Source organism: Fodinicola feengrottensis (assembly GCF_039530045.1).
Taxonomy (GTDB): Bacteria; Actinomycetota; Actinomycetes; order Mycobacteriales; family HKI-0501; genus Fodinicola; species Fodinicola feengrottensis.
Genome location: NZ_BAAANY010000010.1, coordinates 166,353 through 189,329, shown reverse-complemented (window position 1 = coordinate 189,329; position 22,977 = coordinate 166,353). Strand labels below are relative to the sequence as shown.

Sequence of the window (22,977 nt, the reverse complement as noted above, 5' to 3'; positions counted from 1 at the left end):
TGCAGCGATAGAAAAGTCTTTCAGACGAGACGCTCGAGCTCGCCCATCGCGTCGTCCAGGAGAGTAAGGATGTCGGCGGACGGATCTCGTTCGGCGGCGAAGAGCGCGGACAGCGAGACGCCGATGACAGCGCCGACGAGCGTACGGGTCGGCAGATCGTCCGGTTCGGCCCCGGTGCGTTCGGCGATCAGCTCGCGCATCAGTTGGGCCGGTCCGTGCAGTTCGTCCAGCAGCAGGGATCGCAGCGGTGGCGCCGAAAGCAGCAATGCGACCCGGGCTCGTACGTCCGCTCGCTGGGTCTGCGTGATCGCCGCGCCGAACACCTGGTGGAAGGTGGCCCGCAAGGCGCTCACCGGACGTAGATCGGTGGGCTGCGCCCGGAAAACCGCGGCGATGCCAGTGCCGAAGTCGTCCCACAGAACCAAGCTCTGTTTGGTGGGGAAATATCGCAGGAGGGTCGTCTCCGACACGTCGGCGGCCTCCGCGATCTCGGCGAGCGTGGTCGCGTCGTACCCGCGCTCGGTGAAAAGCCGCAGCGCGTGTTGTTGGATCGCGTCGCGGGTTTGCGCCTTCTTTCGCTCTCTGCGGCCGATCGGTTGCCCAGTCACAGTTTCATGAGCTTTTCGGCGTTGCCAAAGGCGATGCTTTCCCGGCTGGCCTCGTCCAGTGGCAAACCGGCGAGGAATTCGGTGGCGGTGGCCATTGACCCGTACGGGTAGTCGGTGGAGAACATGATGCGGTCGACGCCCATTTGGGCCAGCAGGATGTCAAAAGTCGGCCGCTCGTTGAAACCGGAGAACGTGTAGCTGATATTCCTGCGCAGATAACCGCTGACCGGCAGCTCCAGGCGGCTCATTCGCTGCGCGAAAGCCACGTCGAAACGCGGCAACATGAAGGGCAGTGTCTCGCCCATGTGGCCAACGATGACCTGAAGAGTCGGATACCGGTCGAAAACTCCGCTGACGATCAACCGCAAGACGTGCAATGCGGTGTCGATATGCCATCCCCAGCCCGTGGTGGACAGCGAGAACGAGATATCGGCGGAGAAGCCGCCGTAAATGGCCTCCGTGACGGCCGTCGGTGGCGGAGTCGGGTGCAGGTAGATCGGCACGCTCAGGCTGACCGCGCGTTCCAGGATGGGCCGGAAGTACGGGTCGTCCAGGTAGCGGCCACGGCTGTGGCCGTTGATGATCGCGCCGGCGAACCCCAGCTCGCCGACGGCCCGGGACAGCTCGTCGGCGGCCTGAGCCGGCGCCGCGGTCGCGATGGTGGCGAAGCCGGCCAGCCGGGTCGGGTTCGCTCGTACCGCCGCGGCGAGCGTGTCGTTGCCGCTCCTGGCCAGCGTGATGGCCTCTTCGGAGGCGAGCTGCTCGACGCCGGGGGCGGTCAGGGACAGCACGGCGAGGTCGACACCGCCGGCGTCCATCGCCGCGATCCGGCCCGCTCCGAGGTCCAGCAATGGCCTGACCACCTGCTGGTATGGCTCCAGCCAGCGGCCCTCGCTGGCCATGTATTCCGGCGTGACGTAGTGCTCTTCGAGCGCGATGGTCCGCATGTCGAACCTCCATGATGTTGGTCAACCATCAACTGGTGGTCGACCACCACCTTAACACATTCATAGCTATACATCCGTACAAGCCGCTGTACGGTCGTATAGTCTGCTGTTCGTGCGTTCAATGAATGAGGATGACCTGACAGCGCGGGCCCGGATCCGCAACGCGGCCCTGCGGCAGTTCGCCGACAAGGGAGTCAAGGGCACCACGATTCGTGGAGTAGCCGAGGCAGCGGGCGTCTCGCCGGCCCTGGTGCAGCACCACTTCGGCTCCAAGGAACAACTTCGAGAGGCGTGCGATGCGTACGTCATGGAATACATCCGCGGCGCGGCCACCGAAGCGGTCGACGAGCGCGGCCTGGACGACCCGCGGTTCCTCGCGTCCACTTACGCGACCGCGCCGCCAGTGATGACCTACCTGGGGCGGGCGCTGGTCGAGGGATCGCCGGCCGCGGCCGCGATGTTCGACGAGATGGTCGACATGACCGAGCAATACCTGAAGACGTACGGGCAACTGCCGCCCGGCGACCTTCGTGCGCAAGCGGTGGTTTTCACCGCCATGAAACTCGGCATCACCGTCCTGCACGGGCATGTCGCGCGGGCGCTCGGCGACGAGGCCTTCGGTCCGGCCACCACCGCCCGGGTCGGCCAGGCCAGCCTCGATGTGGTGTCGCCGGCCTTGGTCGGACCGGAGATGGCCGACCTGGCGCGTGCCGGAATAGACCGCTATCAACAGGAAAACGGGACCAAGGAGCAAGACGATGAATGAGGCTGTCAGCATCAGCGGCCTTGTCAAGACATTCGGCCGTACCCGCGCGCTGGATGGCTTGGATCTGTCCGTACGCACCGGGGAAGTGCACGGTTTCCTCGGCCCGAACGGCGCGGGAAAGACCACCACTATCCGCATTCTGCTCGGTCTTATGCGTGCCACCGCCGGGAAAGTCGAGCTGCTCGGTGGTGACCCGTGGCGGGACGCGACCGAACTCCACCGGCGGCTCGCTTATGTGCCGGGTGACGTGACATTGTGGCCGACGCTGTCCGGCGGTGAGGTGATCGACCTGCTCGGCCGGCTCCGCGGCGGCGTCGACCCGAGCCGGCGGGCCGCCCTGATCGAGCGGTTCGAACTCGACCCAGCCAAGAAATGTCGTACGTATTCCAAGGGAAACCGGCAGAAGGTGGCGCTGGTCGCGGCCCTCGCGTCCGATGTGGACCTGCTGATCCTGGACGAGCCGACCTCCGGGCTGGACCCGTTGATGGAGGCGGTTTTCAACCAGTGCATCGAAGAAGAGCGCCAGCGGGACCGGACGGTGGTGCTTTCCAGTCACATCCTGTCCGAGGTGGAGACGCTTTGCGACCGGGTCAGCATTATCCGGGCCGGCCGTACGGTCGAGACCGGCACGCTGGCCGAGCTGCGGCATCTGACCCGTACGTCGGTCACCGCGGAGCTGGCCGGACCGGTGCCGGCGCTCGGGGATGTGGTTGGCGTGCATGACATCCACGTGGACGGCACCCGGCTGCGGTGCCATGTGGACACCGCCGCGCTGGACGAACTGCTCGTACGGCTGACCGCGGTCGGTGTTCGCGGCCTGACCAGCCAGCCACCGACGCTGGAGGAACTTTTCCTGCGGCACTACCAAACCAGCTCGCCGGCTGGCGAAAAGGCGGCGGTCCGATGAACGCGCTCGCCGGCACCGGCACGTTGGTACGACTGATCATGCGCCGGGACCGGATCCTGCTGCCGGTCTGGATCGTGCTTTCCGCGTTGCTGTGTATGGGAATAGCGGTCAGTACCGCGGACGTCTACAAAACCGCGGCGGACCGGATGACTTTCGCGGCCGGTGCGATGGCCAGCCCAGCGCAGCTGTTTTCCCGCGGCACGATCTATTCCGCGAGCGTCGGCGGTCTCACCGCGTGGACGCTCGGCTCCTCCACGATGATTCTCGGTGGCCTGATCAGCATCCTGCTCGTCATCCGGCACACCCGGGTCGAGGAGGAAGCCGGTCGGCGTGAGCTGGTGGGGGCCGCGGCGGTGGGCCGGCACGCCGCGCTGACCGCGGCCTTGACCGTGGTGCTGGCCGCCAACCTGGCCCTCGGGCTGCTGTCCGCGCTCGCGCTGATCGCGGTCGGGCTGCCAGTTGGCGGGTCTCTCGTTTTCGGCCTGTCGATGGCCGGCGGCGGCTGGGTGCTGGCGGCCCTGGCCGGCATCGCCGGCCAGGTCTCCGAAAGCGCCGGCACCGCCCGTGCCCTCGCGCTCGCGGTGATGGGCGGGTTGTACGTCCTGCGTGGACTGGCGGACATCGGTGGCTCGGCGCTGTCCTGGCTGGCCTGGGTGACCCCGATCGGGTGGGCACGGCTGACCAGGGCCTATGCCGGCGACGAGTGGTGGGTGCTGAGCCTGCTGGGGATCGGTACGGCCGTGCTGGCGGTTTGCGCGTACGCACTCTCGGTCCGCCGGGATGTGGCCGGCGGGCTGCTGCCGACCCGGCCCGGCCGGCCAGCCGCGTCCCGCTGGCTGACTGGATCGGCCGCGTTGGCGTGGCGGCTGCACCGGCCGCAGCTGATCGGCTGGACCGTCAGTTTCGTGGTGGTCGGGCTGTTGTTGGGGTTCGCCGCGGACGGCCTGAACGCGCAGCTCGACACTCCGCAGATCCGGGCGTACGCGATCGCCGTCGGCGGCCCGGGCGCCCAGATCTCGGACGTTTTCTTCGGAGTTCTGCTTTACGTGATCAGCCAAATCGTCACCGCGGTGGCGATCGTGGCCGCGCTCCGGCCGCGCTCGGAGGAGGTCGCCGGCCGCGCCGAGCCGCTGCTGGCCGGACCGGTCAGCCGGCTGCGGTGGGCGACCGGGCACCTGGTCGTCGCGCTCGCCAGCCCAGTGATCGCGCTGCTCGCACTCGGGGTCGGCGCCGGGCTCGGCTCCGGCCTGACCGGCGGCGACCTCGGGCACCAGCTGCCGCGGGTGATCCTGTCGACGTTGGCGTACGTGCCGGCCACCTGGGTGCTGGTCGGGCTCGCGGTGGCCCTGTTCGGCCTGCTCCCGCGGCTCGCCGCGACCCTCACCTGGACGGTGCTCGGCCTGTTCCTGCTGGTCGACCTGCTCGCTGAATTCAAGGTGATCGACAACCCGTCGTACCTGTCCCCGTACGCGGCCACCCCCGACGTGCTGATCTCCAGCGGCCTCGCGCCGCTGAACCTGCTCTGGCTGACCCTGATCGCCGCCGTACTCGTCGCCATCGGCCTCACCGGCTGGCGCCGCCGCGACCTCCTCACTTAACAAGGACGGCGTCCGTGGTGGGAGACGGGCGAGATGCGGTCAGTGCGGGCGGCGGCGGAGGATGCGGCCGCGGAAGGCGTAGGTGATGGCCGTGCCGCCGCCGTCGTCGGAAGCGACAGGGGATCGGCCGATGCCCAGGGCCGACCGGCGGTGCAGGTGGTGGTCGGCGGTCAGTCGCAGGCACGCTCGTACGTCCGCCAGCTCGCCAGCGGCCAGTGCCGGCAGACCGCCGCTGCCAGCAGAACCGGTGCCAGCAAGACCGTCGTCGGCGAGGGCGGTGGCGAAGAGGTAGCCGTCGACCATCGAGCCCAGCGGCGGCCGGTCGGCGGCCCACTCGCCGAAGAGCCGCCGGTAGTCGGGGCCGAGACTGACCGCGAGCCGCGGCCAAGCGGCCCGTACTTCGCCGGCCCGCTTGGAAATCAGCGCCTTCGCGGTGGCTTGGACCCGGGTCGCGTCGAAGCCGGCTGGTACCGGAGCGCCAGCCACCAGCGCTTGGACGAGATCCCGCTGACCGGCCGCGAGCCGGGCTCGCGCCTCCGCCTGCTGCCGGCCCTGCGGAGCGTCTGGTTGGGCGCTCACGTGATGCGGTCCCAGCCGGCCGCGTCGGCGATCGAGTCCAGCTCGGCGGTCAGCTCGACGGCGGGCGGGTAGTTGCCGTCCCGTTCCAGCATCATCGCCGGCGGCGACGCGCGGCGGGCCACCGTGGCGACCAACTCCAGCACCTCCGGCGGGGTCGGGTCGGTGTGCGTGTCGTGGTAGAGCCCAGCGCTCTCGGAGCCGCCGGCGACGTGGCAGTACGCGACTCGGTCCAGTGGCAGCTCAGCCAGCTCGGCGAGCGTGTCGCGACCGTGGTTTCGGGCGTTGGCATAGAGATTCGCGATGTCAAGCAGCAGATACGCGTTCGTACGATCGAGGAGCTCGGTGAGGAACTGCGGCTCGGTGAACTGCTGGTTCGGCCATTCCAGCAGGGCGGCGATCGGTTCCAGCGCGATCGGCACCGGCAGCTCAGCTTGCACTTGTTTCACATTGTCGACCAGCACGTCCAGCGCGTCCCGGCTGCGCGGGATCGGCAGCAGGTGCCCGGCTTCGGTGCCATCTGCTCGTACGTACGCGATGTGCTCGCTGACCAGCGGGGACCCGAGCAGTTCGGCGGCCTTCGCGAGCCCGGCGACGCGGCCGGGCTGGAGCGGCTCGGCGCCGCCCAGTGACAGCCGGGTGCCGTGCGCCACCACAGCCACTCCACGCGCGATGAGGCTGTCCAGCCCGGCCGGCACCGAGTGCTGCGCCGACTCGGCGATCACCTCGCACCATCGCAGTCCCGGCAGGCCCGCCACGTACGAATGGATTTCCGGGCGCCAGCCGATGCCCAGCCCTCGCCCCGCCAACAGCGTCATAGCCGAAATCCTGTCACTTGGGCCGTCGCTCGGGCAGCGTCTGCCGGTCGCTCAAATCGTCAGTCATAAGAGCCTCAAGGCCCAAACGGTCGTTAACCGCCGCAGCCGCCGCCTCCACCACAGCCGCCTCCGCCGCCACACGATGAACTGCTTCCGCCGCAGCTGGAGCCGGACGAGGAGTCGCCGCTCCAGAAACTGCCTCCACCAGACGTGCCCGGTGCCATCACGGCGGCAGCGGCCGCCAGTTCTGGGTCGGCGGCCCAGAAGGCGACCGCGCCGAGCACCGCTACGGTCATCGCCGCGGAGACTCCGCCGACCATCGCCCACGACGAGTCGCCGCGCTGCTGGCGTACCTGGTCGGCCAACTGTTTCCGGGCGGCCCGCGCCGCCGGCGTCTGGCGTGGATGTTTCATCGACAGCATGGTCGCGAACAGCGCGAAGACCCCGCTGATCGCGAGCATGGCGATCAGGAAACCGGTCGGCTTGCCGCCGATCGAGCCAACCACCAACCGGATCACCCCGAGCCCGATGACCGGGACGAACCAGAGAACCGTGAGCGTACGCACGGCGACCCGCGACGGCCGATAGCGGAACCCGCGCTCGGTGAGGTCGGCGATCATCGACCTGAGCACGTCGGCGACGCCGCGGTCCCACCGTACGACTACCAGCGACCTGTTCGCACCGGCCCAAATCGCCCGGTAGACGGCGACTTCCAGCGGCCCGCTGCCAGCCGGTTGCGGGCCGGTGATCTTCAGGCCGCGCCGGTCGTCCGCCGCGCTGAGGGCTCCCTCGGCGCGCAGGAACGCCACTGCGGCCATCACCGCGAGGTTCACGTCGCCGAACACCAGAGCGGCCTCGGCGGGGTGCAGGGCAGGCATGTCGAACCTGCTCCGGCGGCCCCTCATCGCCGCCCAACTAATCAGCCACAGCACTGTCGCCGCGGCCATAAGAGCCAGATAGATGCCGAGGAACGCCGGCCCGGAGATGCCCCAGGTGTCGCCGCTCTCGGCGATGGTCGTCGGTTCCATGTGTCACCGCCCCCGCAGTGTCAGCCAATGGTCAGGCCAGTGTGGCGTACGAACGCCAGCCCGGAGGTCGATGTCTTTGATGTCCGATCCGCCGCCTTACCCGCGAGTCGCCGAAAATGTCGTTGCCTGAGCGGATCCTCGAATTCGGGGGCGGCAAAATTCCGGAGCCGCCGAAAATGCCGCCCCCGAAATCCAGCCTGCCAGGTGGCACTGACTGAATCGGCGAGCACCGGCTGATCGGAAAATGTCGCCCCCGAACTCGAGGATTCCAGTTGGCACTGACAAAACGGACGGTCATCCCGGGACCGAAACGTCAGTTGCTGCTACCGCATGAAGAGCCGCCAGCCGAAGAGCTGCCGCAGGAGGCGCCACCACACGAAGGCCCGCCACCACACGAGAAAGAGGACGAATCGCCGCCGCCAGAATCGGAGCTGGAGTTGCCGCTGGACGGTACGGGTACGCCGGCGGCCGCGGCGAAGTCCGGATCGGACTTCCAGATGGCGTCACCGCCGTAGAGCGCGACGATCAGGCCCGCGGCTGGCGCGCCGATGGTGGGCCAGGCGGTGGCTTTCATGCGGGGTGGAATGCCCTTACGTAACTGTTTCAGCGCCGCCTCCGCGCGGATTGACAGCTGCTTGTCCTGGATAGTGCGGCCGACCAGTACGTAGGTGCACACGCCGACGCCCACCAGCAGGAAGGCCGACAGCTCGCCGCCGGGGGACCGGCCGGACATGCTGAAAAGGCCCAGAGACAGCCCGCAGACGCCGATCGCCACCGCGACCAGCTGGCCAGAAATCCGGACCAGGCGGGTGACTCCGGACGGGAAGGCGCCTTCGACCCGCAGCCGTTCGCGTACGGCCTCGGCGGCTGCTCGTACGCTCGGAGCGCCCGCGAGCTCGCCGTAGCGCAGGCCCGGCCGCCGGCTCAGCTCGGCGCATACGGCGGCGTCCAGCTGGGTGGACCGGGCCGGCATCGGTCCGACCACGACCAGGCCGTCGGCTGTTCTGGGCTGGGTGGGCAGCACGCGTCTGGTGAAGGCCGCCAGCCGCCCGATCACCCCGGCCGGCGACCCCGAGCCGCTCGGGACCGGCTGCGGGTTTCGCCCGGAGGTGACGGTTCCAGTGACGTAGAGATACGTCATCGATGTGAGCACCGCGGCCGGCACCCCGCCCCGCAGGTACGCGGTGGCATCCAGGGGCAGCCGCGCGGGCACCCGACTGGTCTTGTTCACCCGCATCCATCGACCGATCCGCCACCCGATCGACGCTGTGACCAACCCCACCGCCGTGACCAGACCCAGGACGGTGATCACGCCGGACAGCATGCCGACGGTCGCGGTCAACTCGGGTGCAAGCTCCATTACGCCGAGTCTGCAAGCGATACGTCCGAAAAGCCGGCGATCGGGCCGAGCCGGGCCGGACGCCTGGCAGGGCGTCCCCTTCGGGCACCGGTGATTACTTGCGGTGATTTGTCGAGCGCGCACCGGTCCGGTTACACGATCGAAACATTGCGGAACATCAACGAAATGGCAATGTTCCGGCGCCGAAACAGCCACCCGCCACCCTGCTGGACAGAGGAGGATGCCCGTGAAGATTGACTCTGGCGACACCGCCTGGCTGCTGGCCAGCTCTGCACTGGTGCTGTTGATGACGCCCGGATTGGCGTTTTTCTACGGCGGAATGGTACGCGTCAAAAGCGTACTGAACATGCTGCTGATGAACTTCGCGACGATTGGACTAGTCAGCGTTCTGTGGGTTCTGTACGGGTTCTCGTTGAGCTTCGGCCCGGACGCGTTCGGGGGGCTGATCGGGAACCTGAAGTACGTCGGGTTGAACAACCTGACGCTGACCGCCACGTCCGGAACGATCCCGCTGCTGGTGTTCTCGGCGTTCCAGCTGATGTTCGCCATCATCACCCCGGCCCTGATCTCCGGCGCCATCGCCGACCGGGCCAAGTTCGGCGCCTGGATGCTGTTCGTCGGCATCTGGGTCACGGTGGTCTATTTTCCCATCGCCCACTGGGTTTTCATGTTCGACAACGGGCATGGCGGCTGGATCGGTGACCGGCTCGGCGCGCTGGACTTCGCCGGTGGCACGGCCGTCCACATCGACGCCGGTGCCGCTGGCCTCGCTTTGGCCCTGGTGCTCGGAAAACGCCACGGCTGGCCGAAGGAGAAGTTCAAACCGCACAACTTGCCGCTGGTGCTGCTGGGCGCTGGCCTGTTGTGGTTTGGCTGGTTCGGTTTCAACGCCGGCTCCGCGGTGGCGGCCAACGGCCAGGCCGCGGTGGCCTTCGTCAACACCCAGGTGGCGACCGCCGCCGCGTTGCTGGCGTGGCTCGTGGTGGAGAAACTGCGGGACGGAAAGGCGACGACCCTCGGCGCCGCGTCCGGAGCGGTGGCCGGTCTGGTGGCCATCACCCCGGCGTGTGCCTCTGTCAGCCCGATCGGGGCCATCGTGGTCGGCATCGCGGCCGGCGCGATCTGCGCCTGGGCCGTCGGTCTCAAGTACAAGCTCGGCTTCGACGACTCGCTCGACGTGGTCGGCGTGCACCTGGTCGGCGGTATCGTCGGCTCGCTGATCATCGGTTTCCTGGCCACCTCCGCGGTGACCGGCATCCTGAAGAACGGGGACGGCCCCTCCGGCCTGTTCTACGGCGGCGGCCTCGCCCAGCTGGGTAAACAGACCATCGCCGTGGTCGCGGTGCTGGCGTATTCGTTCATACTGAGCTGGATCATCGGCAAGGTCATCGACAAGACGATCGGGTTCCGGATCAGCGAAGAGGATGAGCAGACCGGCATCGACACCACCTCGCATGCCGAGTCGGCGTACGAGTTCTTCGTGACCGGCGGTGGCCTCGCGGCGGGCCGGCTCAACTCCGCCCACGTGGCCGCGCCTGCCAAGGCCACGCCGGCCGAGCCGGTGGGAGCCGGGAAGGAGGAGTCGTGAGACTGGTGACCGCGGTCGTCAAGCCGTTCCGGCTGGACGACGTGAAGGACGCCCTGGCCGCGCTCGGGGTGAATGGCCTGACGGTGTCCGAGGTGCAGGGGTACGGGCGGCAGAAGGGCCACACCGAGATCTACCGCGGCGCCGAATACACCGTCGACTTCGTGCCCAAGGTACGGATCGAGGTGCTGGTCGAGGCCGACGAGTCGGACAAGGTGGTGGAGGCGATCGTGGCCGCCGCCCGGACCGGCAAGATCGGCGACGGCAAGGTGTGGGTCACCACCGTCGAGCAAGTGGTGCGCGTACGCACCGGAGAGCGGGATTTTGAAGCCCTCTGACCTGGAGGGCGAGGACATCAGTCCAGCCGGCCGGCGGGCGATCGCCGGCCGGCTGGACTGGTGGCTCGCCGGGCTGCTGCCGGACGTGCCCGGCCTCGCCCTGGTGGCGGTTGGCAGCCTCGGCCGGTACGAGTGCGTGCCGGGCAGTGATGTCGACTTGGTGCTGGTCCATGATGGACTGTCCACAGTGGCCACCATCGCCGACCAGCTTTGGTATCCCATCTGGGATTCGGGCATCAGCCTGGACCACTCCGTCCGTACGCTCAAACAAGCCACCAAGGTGGCCGGTGAGGACGTACGAGCCGCGTTGGGCATGCTGGACGCCCGGTACGTGGCCGGCGACCAGGCCCTCGCGGACGCCTTTGGCGGCCGGTTACGGGAGGCGTGGCGCGCCAACGCGGCCAAAAACCTGACCGCGTTGCGCGAATCGACGCTGCAGCGCTGGGAAAGTTTTGGTGAGCTCGCGTTTTTGCTTGAGGGAGACCTGAAAGAGGCGCGCGGCGGGCTGCGGGACCAGCTGGCGATCCGTGGCGCCGGCTACGCGCAGGTGGCGCAGGGCCCGTCGGTGGCCGCCCGCGACGCGTACCAGCGCATGCTCGACGTGCGCCAGGCGCTGCACGAGGCCACCGGCCGCGGCAAGGACACTTTGCGTTTGCAGGAACAGGAAACCGTCGCCGAGCGGCTGGGGTTGGACGGCACCGACGCGCTGTTGCGCAGGGTCGCCGACGACGCCCGGAGCATCGCGTACGCGGCGGACACCTGCTGGCTGGCGGTCGAGCGATGGACCGCCGGCCAGCGCCGCACCAGCGTGCTGCGCCGCCGCGGCCCAGATCGCCGGCCGCTGGCCGACGGCGTGGTCGAACAGGACGGCGAGGTGGTGCTGGCCCGGGAGGCGTCGCCGGACACCGACTCGCTGCTGCCGCTGCGGGTCGCCGCGGCCGCCGCCACCGCGCGGCTGCCGATCAGCTCCCACACGCTGGCCCGGCTGGCCCGTTCGCCGGCCACCTTGGCGGTGCCGTGGCCATCGGCGGCGCGGCAGACTTTGGTGACATTGCTGGGAACCGGGGACGCGGCTGTCCCGGTGTGGGAGGCCTGCGACCGGTACGGGCTGGTCGAGCGGTGGCTGCCGGAGTGGAGCCGGGTCCGGTCACTGCCGCAGCGCAACCCGATCCACCGATTCACCGTGGATCGGCACCTGGTGGAAACCGCCGCCGAAGCGGCCCGGCACACCCGCCGAGTGTCCCGACCCGACCTGCTGTTGGTCGGCTCGCTGCTGCACGACATCGGCAAGGGTTTGGATGGCGACCACAGCGTGCTCGGCGCGCCCATCGCGGCCGACTGCGCCCACCGGATGGGTTTCGTCGACGAGGACGTCGAAGTTGTGCGTACGCTCGTGCTGCGGCACCTCACGCTGGCCCAAATCGCTACCCGGCGGGACCTCGACGACCCGGTGACCATCCAGACGGCCGCTTCCGCCGTCCGCGGCGACCGTTCGGTGCTGGACCTGCTGCACGCGCTGACCGAAGCGGACTCGGTGGCCACCGGTGCGGCCGTGTGGACGGACTGGCGCGCCGGCTTGGTGGCGACGCTGGTGGAGCGTACGCACGCGTTGATCGGCGCTGGTGAGCTGCCCGAAGCGCCGCCGCTGAACTCGTCCCTGATCGCGCTCGCCGACTCCGGCGAGCTGGCCGTGTGGGTCGACGACAGTGCGGTCACCGTCGTCGGACCGGACGCCCGTGGGCTGCTCGCCGCGGCCGCCGGCGTGCTGACCGTGCACCGGCTGCAGGTCCTGTCGGCCGATGCCCGTACGGTCGCCGGGATGGCCGTCGTCGTGCTGGTCGCGCAGCCCCGGTTCGGCTCGTGGCCGGACGCCACCCTGCTGTCCGGGGAGCTGCGCCGGGCGGTCCGCGGCGAGCTGGACGTGTCCGGCCGGATCGCCGCGATGCGCCGCTCGTACCGGCCGACGAATCCCGCCGCCCGGCAGCCTCCGCCGCCGCGAGTGGTGTGGGTGGCCGGCGCCGCGAGTGCCGGCTCGGTGCTGGAGCTGCGCGCCGCCGACTCGCCTGGCCTGCTTTACCGGGTCACCGCCGCGCTGGAAAGCGTCGGCGCGAAAGTCGAACGGGCCCGCGTGTCCACGCTGGGCGTGGACGCGGTGGACGCCTTCTACCTGGAGGGCCCGTACGCCGACGCGGCCAGCCGCGAACCGGTCGAAAAGGCCGTCCTCGCCGCCGCCGACCCGACCGCCTAACCAAACCCGAGATGCCGAAGCGTCCCCATCCGGCGAGTTGTCGCGCGAAGCGCAACGCGTCCTGCCGCAGCGCGAGCATGTCCAGGCCGCTGCCGCGTACGACCAGCCTGGCACCGCAGGGGCCCAGGAGTCACAACACTCACAGCCGGATCCTCGAGCGCAGAACAAATCCCGCACTCGACGCTGAGAGCGGGCCAAAGTCCCACAGTCAGCACCCCGACCCCATCGGCCAGTACTCCTCAAGCACCTACAAATCTGTCGCACACCCGGGTATTTTGGTGGATCCAGGTTGAGCGCACTCGACAGTTCGTCGACGGCGACCCACGGCTGGCGGACATCGGCGGGCGGGACTCGTTAGTCTGGTGGGGCTACCCCAAATCGCCACCTGAGGACTGCTGCCACGTGTTCGACACACTTTCCGACCGGCTCGCCAACGTCTTCTCCTCGCTGCGCTCCAAAGGCCGGCTCTCCGAAGCTGACATCGACCGTACGGCGCGGGAGATCCGGATCGCGCTGCTGGAGGCCGATGTCGCACTGCCGGTGGTCAAGGCCTTCATCGCGGCCATCAAGGAGCGCGCGACCGGTTCCGAGGTCGCCCAGGCGCTGAACCCGGCGCAGCAGGTCATCAAGATCGTCAACGAGGAGCTCATCGGCATCCTCGGCGGCGAGACCCGGCGGCTGCAGTTCGCCAAGAACCCGCCGACCGTGATCATGCTCGCCGGTCTGCAGGGCGCCGGCAAGACGACCCTCGCCGGCAAGTTGGGCCTGTGGCTGCGCAAAGCCGGCCACCAGCCGCTGCTGGTCGCCGCCGACCTGCAGCGCCCGAACGCCGTGCAGCAGCTGCAGGTGGTCGGTGAGCGGGCCGGCGTCGAGGTGTACGCACCACAGCCTGGCAGCGGCGTGGGCGACCCGATCCAGGTGGCCCGCGACTCGATCGAGCACGCCCGGCGCACCATGCGTGACATCGTCATCGTCGACACCGCCGGTCGCCTCGGCATCGACGAGGAGCTGATGGCGCAGGCCGCCGGCATCCGCGATGCCGTCTCGCCAGACGAGACGCTTTTCGTGGTGGACGCGATGATCGGTCAGGACGCGGTGCGTACGGCCGAGGCCTTCCGCGACGGCGTCGGCTTCAGCGGCGTCGTGCTGTCCAAGCTGGACGGTGACGCCCGCGGTGGTGCCGCGCTGTCCGTACGCCACGTCACCGGCCAGCCGATCATGTTCGCGTCCACCGGCGAAAAACTGGAGGACTTCGACGTCTTCCACCCGGACCGGATGGCGTCCCGCATCCTGGGCATGGGTGACGTGCTCACCCTGATCGAGCAGGCCGAGACGGCGTTTGACGCCGATCAGCAGCAAAAGATGGCCGCCAAGCTGACTGGCGGCGACGAGTTCACCCTCGAGGACTTCCTGGAGCAGATGCTCGCGGTCCGCAAGCTCGGCCCACTGGGCAACCTGCTCGGCATGCTGCCCGGCGCCGGCCAGCTGAAGGACCAGCTGGCTGACCTGGACGAGAAGCACCTGGACCGAGTGCAGGCGATCATCCGCGGCATGACGCCGGCCGAGCGGGCCGATCCGAAGATGATCAACGGCTCCCGCCGGCTGCGCATCGCGAACGGCTCCGGTGTCACGGTGACCGACGTGAACCAGCTGGTGGACCGGTTTTTCGAGGCACGCAAGATGATGAAGCAGATGGGTGGCGCGATGGGCCTGCCCGGCATGGGACGGCGCAAGTCCGCCACCAAGTCGCAGAAGGGCAAGCGCAAAGGCAAGGGCGTCGGGCGTACGCCCACCCGTCGGGCCATCGGCGGTGGCGTCCCGAACCCGCCCGGCCAGGTCCCGCCCGGCACCGGCGGCCTGCCGTCGAACTTCCAGATGCCGCAGATCGACTTCACCCAACTCCAGAACCGCAAGAAGCCGTAATCCGGCGTTCCTGGTGAGCCAGCAGCGTCTGCTCATCCTGGTCTCCGGTCCACCCGCCGCCGGGAAAACCACGCTGGCCAGGGAATTAGCCGAGCGCCTGTCCTTGCCGTTAATCAGCAAGGACGACATCAAAGAGACGCTCTTCGACACTCTGGGCTGCTCGGCCGATGACCTGGCCGCCTCGCGTCAGGTCGGCGGCGCGGCGATGGAGGTGCTCTGGCGGGTCGCGGCGCGCTGCCCAGTGGCGATCCTGGAGGCCCCTTTCCGGCCGCGCGGCGAGATGGAACATGCCCACCTCGCGCGGTTCGCGGCAAGGGTGATCGAGGTCTGCTGCCAGTGTCCCGACAACGAACTGCGCCGTCGGTTCGCCGTACGAGCCAGGACCGCCCATCCGGCGCACGTGCTCAAAGAGCTGCCGGACGAGGTGCTCGCCCAGTACGGCGGTTCGATGGGAGTGGGCGAGGTGATCGAGGTCGACACCTCGCGACCGGTTGACGTAGCGGCTTTGGTCGCCCGCCTGGAATGTCTGATCGGCTAGATTCTGTCGGGTTTCGCCACGGTCGCTTTCTTAATTTTGTGGCCGAAGACGGCCGGCGGCGGGCCATGGCCTTGTGTAGCGTGAAATATTCCCCTACGTTCCGGGCAACATTAAAAAGGACTTGACCACCATCACGTACGGGGGTGGGAGGTGCGCGACTGGGGGCTGATCGGGGCTGCCGCGCAGGCGATACTGGCCGCAGTGTTCACCTTGTCGGGTGTCTCGAAAACCGTGACTTTCCAGGCTTTCGGGGAAACTCTGGAGCATCTCGGGGTACAGGCAGAGTTTGCCCGCCGGGCGGCTTTTGGTGTTGTCGCGGTGGAATCGCTGACCGGGCTTGGCTTGGCGGTGTTCCCGACCTCGGCTTGGCCACGGCTGGTGGCGCTGTTGCTCGGCCTCGGATTCGCCGGCGCCGGCGTTCGCGCCTTACAAGCCAACGAAAAGATCGCCTGCAGTTGTTTCGGCGGGCTGTCGCAGAGCGCGCTTGGCTGGCGTCAGCTGCAGTTGCTGCCGGTCTGGCTCGTGCTGGCCGGCGCCGCGCAGTGGTGGTCGCCGTCGTGGGATCCGGCCCTTGGCCTGCTCGGGGTGGGTGTTTTCCTGTTGATCGTCACGATCGTACGACTTGCCCGGCATGTTCCAGGCTGGCGCCGGTTGCGTACTGAACGGCTGGTGATCGGCGACCTTCGGGCCGAGGCCGAACTCGCCGCCCGGCAGTAGGAAGTTTCGCTGGCTGCGGCCGGAGGGGAGATCGCGTGACCGTTGCCCTGATCATCGTTGTTTGTGTTCTTGCCGTGGTCATTTTCGTACTGGTAGGTGCGCTGGTCGAGCTTTTCGAACAGATCAAGCAGATCCGGTCGTATTTGGACCTGGAGGACAAGGTCGAGTCGATCGATCTGGGAGTCGTCCAGGGCATCGTGCCGTCCACCGTCGGTCTTCCTGCCGCGCTGGACCGCGCCGACGACGCCTTGGTGCTCTTTCTCTCCAACAAGTGCGAAACCTGCCACCACCTGGCCTCCACGATGCAGGGCGGTGCGGTGCCGCCGGCGGTGTGGGTGGTCGTGGTGCCGGTCAGCGAGACGGCTGCCGACTTCGTCGATCTTTTCGAGCTGCGCGGAGAGCGGGTGCTGATCGACGACGAGGAACGGATCGTGAAGCGGATCGGGCTGGACCTGACCCCAGTCGCGATCATCGTGGAGAACGGCCGGGTGGCTCGCGCCCAGACCGTGCCGACCGTACGACAGTTCCGTGCCGCGCTACCAAAAGTCGACCGCTACAAGCTTCGCCCCAAGGCAGCCGCATTGCCGTCCTGACCAACCAGGTCCGCCGGGCCGCTGAGAAGAAGTGGGTGAGTTCATGACCGAACCCAAGGCCGAGGGCAACGAGAAATTCAGGTCCCTGCGCAGCAGCCGCCGGGGTTTTATGGGCTGGATGGGCAAGGTTGGCCTGACCGCGGTGGGTGGTGTGGCGGCCGTGCTGGCCACCGACAAGGCCGCTGAGGCCGACGTACGTCCGCAGGCGAACTGGAACTGCTGCAACCTCTACTACAGCCCACCGAACTGCCCGTTGGACGCGTACGGTCAACCGATCTGTCACAAAGGGTCGCTGCAGGTCTGGTACTGCTGCAGTGGAAGCGCGCCTTGGCAGCGAAAGTACGCCTGCGGCGAATGCACCGGTGGCAGCAGTTGTGGCCAGGGCCCGTTCTACTGCTCGTCCGGCTGGACCGTACGCGCCAACGGCTGCTGACAGATCTTTTCGATGCATGCGGTTGATGTCCTCACCGTCGCGTTGATGATGTTGCTCGCGATGGCTGGATTCGCGCAGCTTTTCAGTCTTTGAGGACTGTCGTTCGTCGGTTACCTGCGCCCGGTGGTTCAGGGCGTAGGTGCCGGCGGGACGGCCGTGCGCCGTCCGGTGGTGGCCCTCGCGGTCGGCTTCGGAGTCTCGGCTGTCGTTTTCTACGCGGCCGTACACTTTCTCGGCCGACTGGCTCTTGGGTGGGTTCCATCAGGCGCCGTGAGCCTGCTGGCGGCCGCTGGTTTCGCGGCGCTGTTCTTGGTGGTGGACAGCGGACTGTTTGGCCTGCGGACACCGATGTGGCAGCGCCAGACGCCACAGCAGCACTTCTTCCGGCGCGGACCGGTGGCTGGTGCTTTGTTGTGGGGCCTGGACACCGGGCTGGTGGTGACCACCTTCCGAGTGACGTCCATGACCTGGGTGGCGATCGCGGTGAGCCTGCTGGGACTGGTGCCGTGGTGGGCCGGCGTCTTTTACGCGGCCGGATTCGTCATTCCCAGCATCGTGATGATTGCCGTCGTGCCGTACCGGCCAGACCGCGCGGACCGGCTGGAGCCGATCTGGGTGATTGACCGGGTGTCGGCCTTCGAGCCGTTCGTACGCGGTGCGGCGAAAGTGGTGTTCGCCGCGATGGCGGTTGCCAGCATCGCCATTGCGGTCATCTGACCTGTCGCGGCACGGGTAGTGGCTGGCATCGGCCATCGCGCGATCTTGACGCCCGGGCCTTTCGCGGACGAAGCTCTTCGCAATTCCTCTGGTCGTACCGACCGGGTCGACATCCAGATATTTAGCGCTAAACGGATGATGCCGCCGAGCCGGTACGACCGCACGGGGATCGATGCGGAGGACAGATGCAGATGCCCCGGACCAGCCGGTTCCGACGTTGGGCGGCCGCGGTGGTGGCCGTACTCGTGGCGCAAACCGTGGTGCAGACCGTGGTGCCGACACCGACTACGGCCGCTCCTGCGCCGAAAGCGCCGCTGGCGGTGGCCAAACCCGCGGCGAGCGTCACGTCGGTCACCCTGATCACCGGTGACGTCGTCGGCTATCGCGGCCAACCCGGCGGCAAGGACAGCGTGATGGTCCTCAAAGGTCGCCCCGGCGTGCGGTATCAGTATCTGAACAGCCCGAACGGTTGGTACGTGTTGCCCAGCGACGCGCTGCCGCTGGTCAGCGCCCGTACCGTTGACCGGGAGCTGTTCAACGTCAGCTACCTGGCCAAGAACGGGTATGCGGACCGCGGTCAGTCCACCGTGCCGGTGTTGATCGCCTACCCGGATGCGGCGGCTCGTACGCGGGCCGCCGCGGTGCCTGGTGCGACCACCGATCGCGCTCTTCCCAGCATCGGTGCGAATGCCGTACGAGTGGCCAAAACCCAGGCCGGCACCTTCTGGCGGACGATCGCGCCCGCCGCTGGGTCGAACCGTGTGCTGGCCGCTGGCGCGGCCAGGCTCCTGCTGGACCGGCGGGTCAGGGCGACTCTCGCGGACAGCGTCGCGCAAATTGGCGCGCCGCAGGCCTGGGCCGCCGGCTACGACGGTCATGGCGTCCGCGTCGCGGTACTGGACACCGGCGTCGACGCCACCCATCCGGACCTCGTCGGCAAGGTGGTCGACGGGAGGAGTTTCGTCGCGGACGAGCCGGATCTGGTCGATCGCAACGGTCACGGTACGCACGTCGCCTCCACGGTCGCCGGCACCGGCGCGGCTTCCGGCGGCAAGGAGAAGGGCGTCGCGCCGGGCGCCGAACTGGTGATTGGCAAGGTGCTTGACGGCGGTGGACTCGGCTACGACTCGGACATCATCGCCGGGATGGAATGGGCGGCGACCACCGAGCATGCCCGCGTTGTCAGCATGAGTCTTGGCGGGGCGGCCACCGACGGCGACGACCCGATGGCCGACGCGGTACAGAGCCTGACCGCCAGCACCGGAGCGCTTTTCGTTATCGCGGCCGGAAACAGTGGTCCGACCCGGGCCACCATCGGGTCGCCGGGCGACGCTGAGGACGCGCTGACCGTCGGCGCGGTCGACAGCCACGACCAGATTGCCGAGTTTTCCAGCCGTGGCCCCGGTCGCGGCGCCACGGTAAAGCCCGAGGTGGTCGCGCCAGGCGTCGACATCGTGGCGGCCCGAGCCGCCGGCACCTCGTTGGGCACCCCGGTCAACCAGTACTACACGACCCTCAGCGGCACCTCGATGGCCACTCCGCACGTCGCCGGCTCGGCCGCCATCCTCGCGCAGCGCCACCCGGACTGGTCGGCCGGGCGGCTCAAGGCCGCTCTTGTCGCTGCCAGCAAGGACATCGGCCGGCCCGTCAACGAGCAGGGCGCCGGCCGGGTGGACGTGCCAGCGGCCCTGCGCCAGTCGGTCACCACCCAGCCGTCGACGCTCGGCTTCGGTGTCCTGCCGGCAAAATCCGGCACTCGTACGAGTGCGCTGACTTACCACAACGACGGTTCTTCAGCGGTGACCCTGAAGATCGCCGCGAAACTGACCGATCCCAACGGCAAAACGACTCCCGCCGGGACCCTGACCGTCGGCGCGTCCGAGCTGACCGTACCGGCCGGCGGCCAGGCGGACCTACCGGTGGCGTTGGCTCCGGGCAACGTCGGCACCGGCAGTTTCCAAGGCACCGTCAGCGCCGCGAGCGCGGACGGCTCGGTCCGGGTCACCACCCCGGTCGGCTTCTCCAACGGCGCTGTTTCGGTCAACGTCAACCTGAAAGTGATGGGCTTCGACGGCAAGATCCGACCCGGCACCGAGGAGACACTCTGGATTCTGCCTGTCGACGCTGACAAAACCGACTGGCTGGCCGCGGGCGTCGGCAGTGGGAACGTGAATTTCCAGCTGGCACAGGGGAAATACCTGATGGCTGTGAACGTCTTCGGTGGGGACGGACCCGGCGGCACGGAGGAGACCGGGCTGATCGTCAAGCCGGACGTGAACCTCTCCGCTGACACCTCGGTGACTTTTGATCTGAGGACCACGAAACAGGTCCAGGTCAGCTCGCCGGAGTCGACCTGGTCCCAGGCCGCGACGGCGTCTTTCCACCGGCGGACCCAGTCCGGGGCGACCTGGGACTTCGCTCAGCAGGTCGGCGTTTACGACCGGACCGGTTTCTATGTGAACCCGGTGCCGGCACTGCCTGACGGCGGCTTCACTTTTGACTACCAGACCGCGCTCACCCGCAGTCAGCTCGACCTGACCGTGGGATCGCTGACCGTCCATCCGCACTACATCACCGAAGATGGCGGGAACGACGTCAATATTCCAGTTCCGGTCAAGATGTTCGACGGTCGACGCCGTACGGACGTCGTCTACGTGGCCGGTGGTTCGGACGCCGACTTCGCCGGCAAAGACGTGCGCGGCCGGCTCGTCCTGGCTCAGGTGCAGACCGCGGCCGGGCTGACCAGTCCGATAGTCGACCGGGCCAACAAGGCCGGCGCGGCCGGCGTGGTTGTTTTCGACAGTGCCTCGATGACGCAGACGAGTACGGACGACCATCCGGAGCTGTTGCCGGTCACGTACCTGAGTCGACCGGACGGTCTCAAGTTGCTCGGCCAGCTGTCCGGCGGACGGGGATCGGCCCAGCTGCGGGGAACTCCGGTGAGTCCGTACGCGTACCATTTCGCCGCGACCGGAATGCAGGGCATTCCCGACGGGCTGAAACTGCGGGTCGATCCGGCGCGGATGGTGAAGGTCACCACGTCGTACCACTCGACCCGGGACCTGGTCATCAGCTCCGGCACTGTGGTCGACGACCTTCCGCCACTGCCCAGCGGTGACTTGCTGCGGGCACCGTCGCAGCGAGCGGATTACTACGGTCCGGTGAAAGCCGGCCCGGTGTGGGGGCGGTTCATGGAGGCTTTCGAAGACGGGAACCTGACTCTGCTCTCGTCCGCGCCTGAGCAGCTGACTCGGCCACTGACCAGGTCGGACGACTTCAACGCGGCGCCCAAACGTGCGGGCCAGGGCGCCGCTTACCGGCTGCTGCCGCTGGACGCGCAGCCACTTTCGTTGTCAAGGAACGCAAACACCCTCTACTACACACCCGAAGTGCTGGACGGGAACAACCATCTGGATCTGGCTGGTCCACTCGCCGGCGAGATGACGGTCAAGCTCAGCAAGGACGGAACAGTCCTGCCCGGTACGGTCGGCACCAGCAGTGTGGGCTGGCCCGTACCGGCCGGATCCGGTCGCTATCGGTTCGACGTTGGTTATGCGCCGGTCGCTTTCGCGCCGGCCGGATATCGATCCGACACGACCTGGGAGTTCACGTCGGCGCCTCCCGCGGCGCCCTGGACCAGGCCCGGATATGTGTGTGGTGACGCGGACAATCCGGCAACCGCCAGCCAGCCGTGCGCAGCGCAGCCGGCGATCATGCTCGACTACGACCTCGGCACCAGCCCGGGTCAGACGGTGACCGCGCCGGGGGTGAGCCCGCTCAAGTTGTGGGCATACCAGGTGCCCGGCGCCAGCGGTGCGGCGATCACCGGAGTCACCGCAGCGGTTTCGTACGACAGTGGGAAAACCTGGCGCACGGTCCCGCTTGCCGCGTTGCCGAACGGGCAGCGGCTCGGCCTGATCGTCCACCAGCGGCCGGGCCTGGCGGTGTCGCTGCGGCTGTCTGCCACCGACTCGGCCGGCAACAAGGTGACGCAAACGCTGCTGAACGCGTACAACGTCATATCTCGGTAGTTGGGTGAAAAGCTCGGGCATCGCGCCCGAGCTTTTCGCTGTCAGAGTTCGCGACCGGAAGCGCGCTGCTGCCGACCCTGTGGCCCGTACGGGTAGTCGCCAACGATCGGTTCGCTCGCGTCGTCCAGCAGTTTCGTTTCGTCGTCGGAAAGATGCAGCTCGGCGGCCGTCAGGTTGTCGTCGAGCTGCTCGATCGTACGAGCGCCGAGGATCACCGAGGTGACGGCCGGCCGGTCCGCTGTCCACGCCAGCGCGACCTGCGCCATCGACACGCCACGCGACTCGGCGATCTTTCCCACCGCGTCGATGACCTGCCAGGTCCGCTCCTGAGCGTTGCGCGGCGCGTACGCCTCCATGCCCCGCTGGGGATCGTCGCCCAGTCGGCTGGCGCCGGTCGGGGTCTGGTTGCGCTGGTATTTACCGGTCAGCCAGCCGCCGGCCAGCGGCGACCACGGCAGGATGCCGATGTTCTCGTTCTCGCACACGTCCACCAGCTCGAACTCGATTTCGCGTACCAGCAGGTTGTATTGCGGCTGCAGCGTCACGATCGGTGTCAGGCCAAGGTAACCGGTGAGCATGGCCGCTTTTTGCAGTTGCCAGCCGAGGAAATTGCTGACTCCGGCGTAGCGGATCTTCCCGGCCCGTACGGCGTCGTCGAAGAACCGGAGTGTCTCCTCGAGCGGGGTGAGCGCGTCCCAGGCATGCGCCTGGTAGAGGTCCACGGTGTCGACCTGCAGTCGCTTGAGGCTCGCGTCGAGTGCTTTCGTGAGGTTCGTACGGCTCAGGCCCACGTCATTATGGCCGTCGCCCATCGCAAACCGACCCTTTGTCGCGAGAACCACTTGGTCGCGTACGTCTGGGCGGTTGGCCAGCCAGCGCCCGATGATCTCCTCGGAGACGCCGCGGGAGTAGACGTTCGCGGTGTCGATAAACGTGCCGCCCTGCTCCAGAAACCGGTCGAGTTGGGCGTGTGACACCTCCTCGCTGCTCTCGTTGCCGAACGTCATCGTGCCCAGGCACAGCGACGACACGATCGTCCCGGTCCCACCAAGCGTGCGGTATTCCATTTCGGGTTTCCTCCAGTCGCGACCCTCTTGCCCGTCCCACCCTGCTCTCTGCCCAGGCCTCGCGTCCAACAGAGGATCCCGATCCCATTAATCACCCACCCTGCTCAGTCCTGTGGTTTGTCCGCAACGCCCGGTCCTCCTCGCGGGTGGGGCGAGATTTTCGTCGAGTGTGGGAGTTT

The 22,977-nt window shown here is 68.0% G+C and carries 20 protein-coding genes; 13 read left to right on the top strand and 7 right to left on the bottom strand.

Translation table 11 applies throughout. The annotated features are described in order from the left end of the window. Nucleotides 1-20: 20 nt before the first annotated feature. Both ABD301_RS17190 and ABD301_RS17185 read right to left on the bottom strand, forming a co-directional pair. Nucleotides 21-608 carry a TetR/AcrR family transcriptional regulator gene (locus ABD301_RS17190; RefSeq protein WP_344311279.1) on the bottom strand — a complete coding sequence of 196 codons (588 nt, stop codon included), beginning with the start codon at nucleotides 606-608 and terminating at the stop codon, nucleotides 21-23. Next, nucleotides 605-1,555 carry an amidohydrolase family protein gene (locus ABD301_RS17185; RefSeq protein WP_344311278.1) on the bottom strand — a complete coding sequence of 317 codons (951 nt, stop codon included), beginning with the start codon at nucleotides 1,553-1,555 and terminating at the stop codon, nucleotides 605-607. Before ABD301_RS17185 ends, ABD301_RS17190 begins: the two co-directional genes overlap by 4 nt. A gap of 121 nt (nucleotides 1,556-1,676) precedes the next feature. Between ABD301_RS17185 and ABD301_RS17180 the strand changes: the two genes are divergently transcribed. From ABD301_RS17180 to ABD301_RS17170, 3 genes are read left to right on the top strand one after another with little or no spacing between them, the layout of a single operon-like run. Continuing rightward, entirely contained in the window at nucleotides 1,677-2,321 is a 645-nt protein-coding gene (locus ABD301_RS17180; RefSeq protein WP_344311329.1) for a TetR/AcrR family transcriptional regulator, read from the top strand. Continuing rightward, nucleotides 2,314-3,228 (top strand): ABC transporter ATP-binding protein, encoded by a 915-nt coding sequence (locus tag ABD301_RS17175; RefSeq protein ID WP_344311277.1) that lies wholly within the window; start codon nucleotides 2,314-2,316, stop codon nucleotides 3,226-3,228. Before ABD301_RS17180 ends, ABD301_RS17175 begins: the two co-directional genes overlap by 8 nt. Then, a complete protein-coding gene (locus ABD301_RS17170) occupies nucleotides 3,225-4,826 on the top strand; it encodes an ABC transporter permease (protein WP_344311276.1) in 1,602 nt (533 codons plus the stop codon). Before ABD301_RS17175 ends, ABD301_RS17170 begins: the two co-directional genes overlap by 4 nt. 39 nt (nucleotides 4,827-4,865) lie before the next feature. Here ABD301_RS17170 and ABD301_RS17165 read toward each other — a convergent pair whose 3' ends face one another. The 4 genes from ABD301_RS17165 to ABD301_RS17150 all read right to left on the bottom strand — a co-directional run bounded on the left by ABD301_RS17165 (nucleotide 4,866) and on the right by ABD301_RS17150 (nucleotide 8,608). Further along, nucleotides 4,866-5,405 (bottom strand): SCO6045 C-terminal-like domain-containing protein, encoded by a 540-nt coding sequence (locus ABD301_RS17165; protein ID WP_344311275.1) that lies wholly within the window; start codon nucleotides 5,403-5,405, stop codon nucleotides 4,866-4,868. Further along, nucleotides 5,402-6,220: an MbnB/TglH/ChrH family RiPP precursor modification enzyme gene (locus ABD301_RS17160; protein ID WP_344311274.1), complete on the bottom strand. Its 819-nt coding sequence runs from the start codon at nucleotides 6,218-6,220 to the stop codon at nucleotides 5,402-5,404. Before ABD301_RS17160 ends, ABD301_RS17165 begins: the two co-directional genes overlap by 4 nt. A gap of 92 nt (nucleotides 6,221-6,312) precedes the next feature. Then, the gene (locus ABD301_RS17155) at nucleotides 6,313-7,248 is read right to left on the bottom strand and encodes a TIGR04222 domain-containing membrane protein (protein WP_163571797.1); all 936 of its coding nucleotides are present in this window, start codon (nucleotides 7,246-7,248) and stop codon (nucleotides 6,313-6,315) included. Nucleotides 7,249-7,561: 313 nt separating this feature from the next. Then, the gene (locus ABD301_RS17150; RefSeq protein WP_344311273.1) at nucleotides 7,562-8,608 is read right to left on the bottom strand and encodes a DUF2207 domain-containing protein; all 1,047 of its coding nucleotides are present in this window, start codon (nucleotides 8,606-8,608) and stop codon (nucleotides 7,562-7,564) included. Nucleotides 8,609-8,828: 220 nt separating this feature from the next. On the opposite strand from ABD301_RS17150, the gene ABD301_RS17145 reads away from it, so the two are divergent. The 10 genes from ABD301_RS17145 (at nucleotide 8,829) to ABD301_RS17100 (ending at nucleotide 21,731) form a co-directional block, all read left to right on the top strand. Next, entirely contained in the window at nucleotides 8,829-10,196 is a 1,368-nt protein-coding gene (locus ABD301_RS17145) for an ammonium transporter (RefSeq protein ID WP_344311272.1), read from the top strand. Continuing rightward, nucleotides 10,193-10,531, top strand: a complete 339-nt coding sequence (locus ABD301_RS17140; protein WP_163571793.1) for a P-II family nitrogen regulator — start codon at nucleotides 10,193-10,195, stop codon at nucleotides 10,529-10,531. The genes ABD301_RS17145 and ABD301_RS17140 overlap by 4 nt, the downstream gene beginning before the upstream one ends. Further along, a complete protein-coding gene (locus tag ABD301_RS17135; RefSeq protein ID WP_344311271.1) occupies nucleotides 10,518-12,779 on the top strand; it encodes a [protein-PII] uridylyltransferase in 2,262 nt (753 codons plus the stop codon). The genes ABD301_RS17140 and ABD301_RS17135 overlap by 14 nt, the downstream gene beginning before the upstream one ends. A 402-nt stretch (nucleotides 12,780-13,181) precedes the next feature. Continuing rightward, nucleotides 13,182-14,702: a signal recognition particle protein gene (ffh, locus tag ABD301_RS17130; RefSeq protein ID WP_344311270.1), complete on the top strand. Its 1,521-nt coding sequence runs from the start codon at nucleotides 13,182-13,184 to the stop codon at nucleotides 14,700-14,702. Nucleotides 14,703-14,715: 13 nt separating this feature from the next. Continuing rightward, nucleotides 14,716-15,240, top strand: coding sequence for a P-loop nucleotide/nucleoside kinase family protein (locus ABD301_RS17125; RefSeq protein ID WP_344311269.1), 525 nt, complete (start codon nucleotides 14,716-14,718; stop codon nucleotides 15,238-15,240). A gap of 150 nt (nucleotides 15,241-15,390) precedes the next feature. Further along, nucleotides 15,391-15,957, top strand: a complete 567-nt coding sequence (locus ABD301_RS17120; protein ID WP_163571792.1) for a MauE/DoxX family redox-associated membrane protein — start codon at nucleotides 15,391-15,393, stop codon at nucleotides 15,955-15,957. Between the two features lie 35 nt (nucleotides 15,958-15,992). Further along, nucleotides 15,993-16,550 carry a hypothetical protein gene (locus ABD301_RS17115; RefSeq protein ID WP_344311268.1) on the top strand — a complete coding sequence of 186 codons (558 nt, stop codon included), beginning with the start codon at nucleotides 15,993-15,995 and terminating at the stop codon, nucleotides 16,548-16,550. A 43-nt stretch (nucleotides 16,551-16,593) separates the two neighbouring features. Continuing rightward, nucleotides 16,594-16,983: a hypothetical protein gene (locus ABD301_RS17110; protein WP_163571790.1), complete on the top strand. Its 390-nt coding sequence runs from the start codon at nucleotides 16,594-16,596 to the stop codon at nucleotides 16,981-16,983. A 123-nt stretch (nucleotides 16,984-17,106) separates the two neighbouring features. Beyond that, nucleotides 17,107-17,700: a hypothetical protein gene (locus ABD301_RS17105; RefSeq protein WP_279582086.1), complete on the top strand. Its 594-nt coding sequence runs from the start codon at nucleotides 17,107-17,109 to the stop codon at nucleotides 17,698-17,700. Between the two features lie 185 nt (nucleotides 17,701-17,885). Further along, entirely contained in the window at nucleotides 17,886-21,731 is a 3,846-nt protein-coding gene (locus tag ABD301_RS17100; protein WP_344311267.1) for a S8 family serine peptidase, read from the top strand. A 41-nt stretch (nucleotides 21,732-21,772) separates the two neighbouring features. Here the strand turns inward: ABD301_RS17100 and ABD301_RS17095 are convergent, their stop codons facing one another. Further along, a complete protein-coding gene (locus ABD301_RS17095; protein ID WP_344311266.1) occupies nucleotides 21,773-22,798 on the bottom strand; it encodes an aldo/keto reductase in 1,026 nt (341 codons plus the stop codon). Nucleotides 22,799-22,977: the final 179 nt, after the last annotated feature.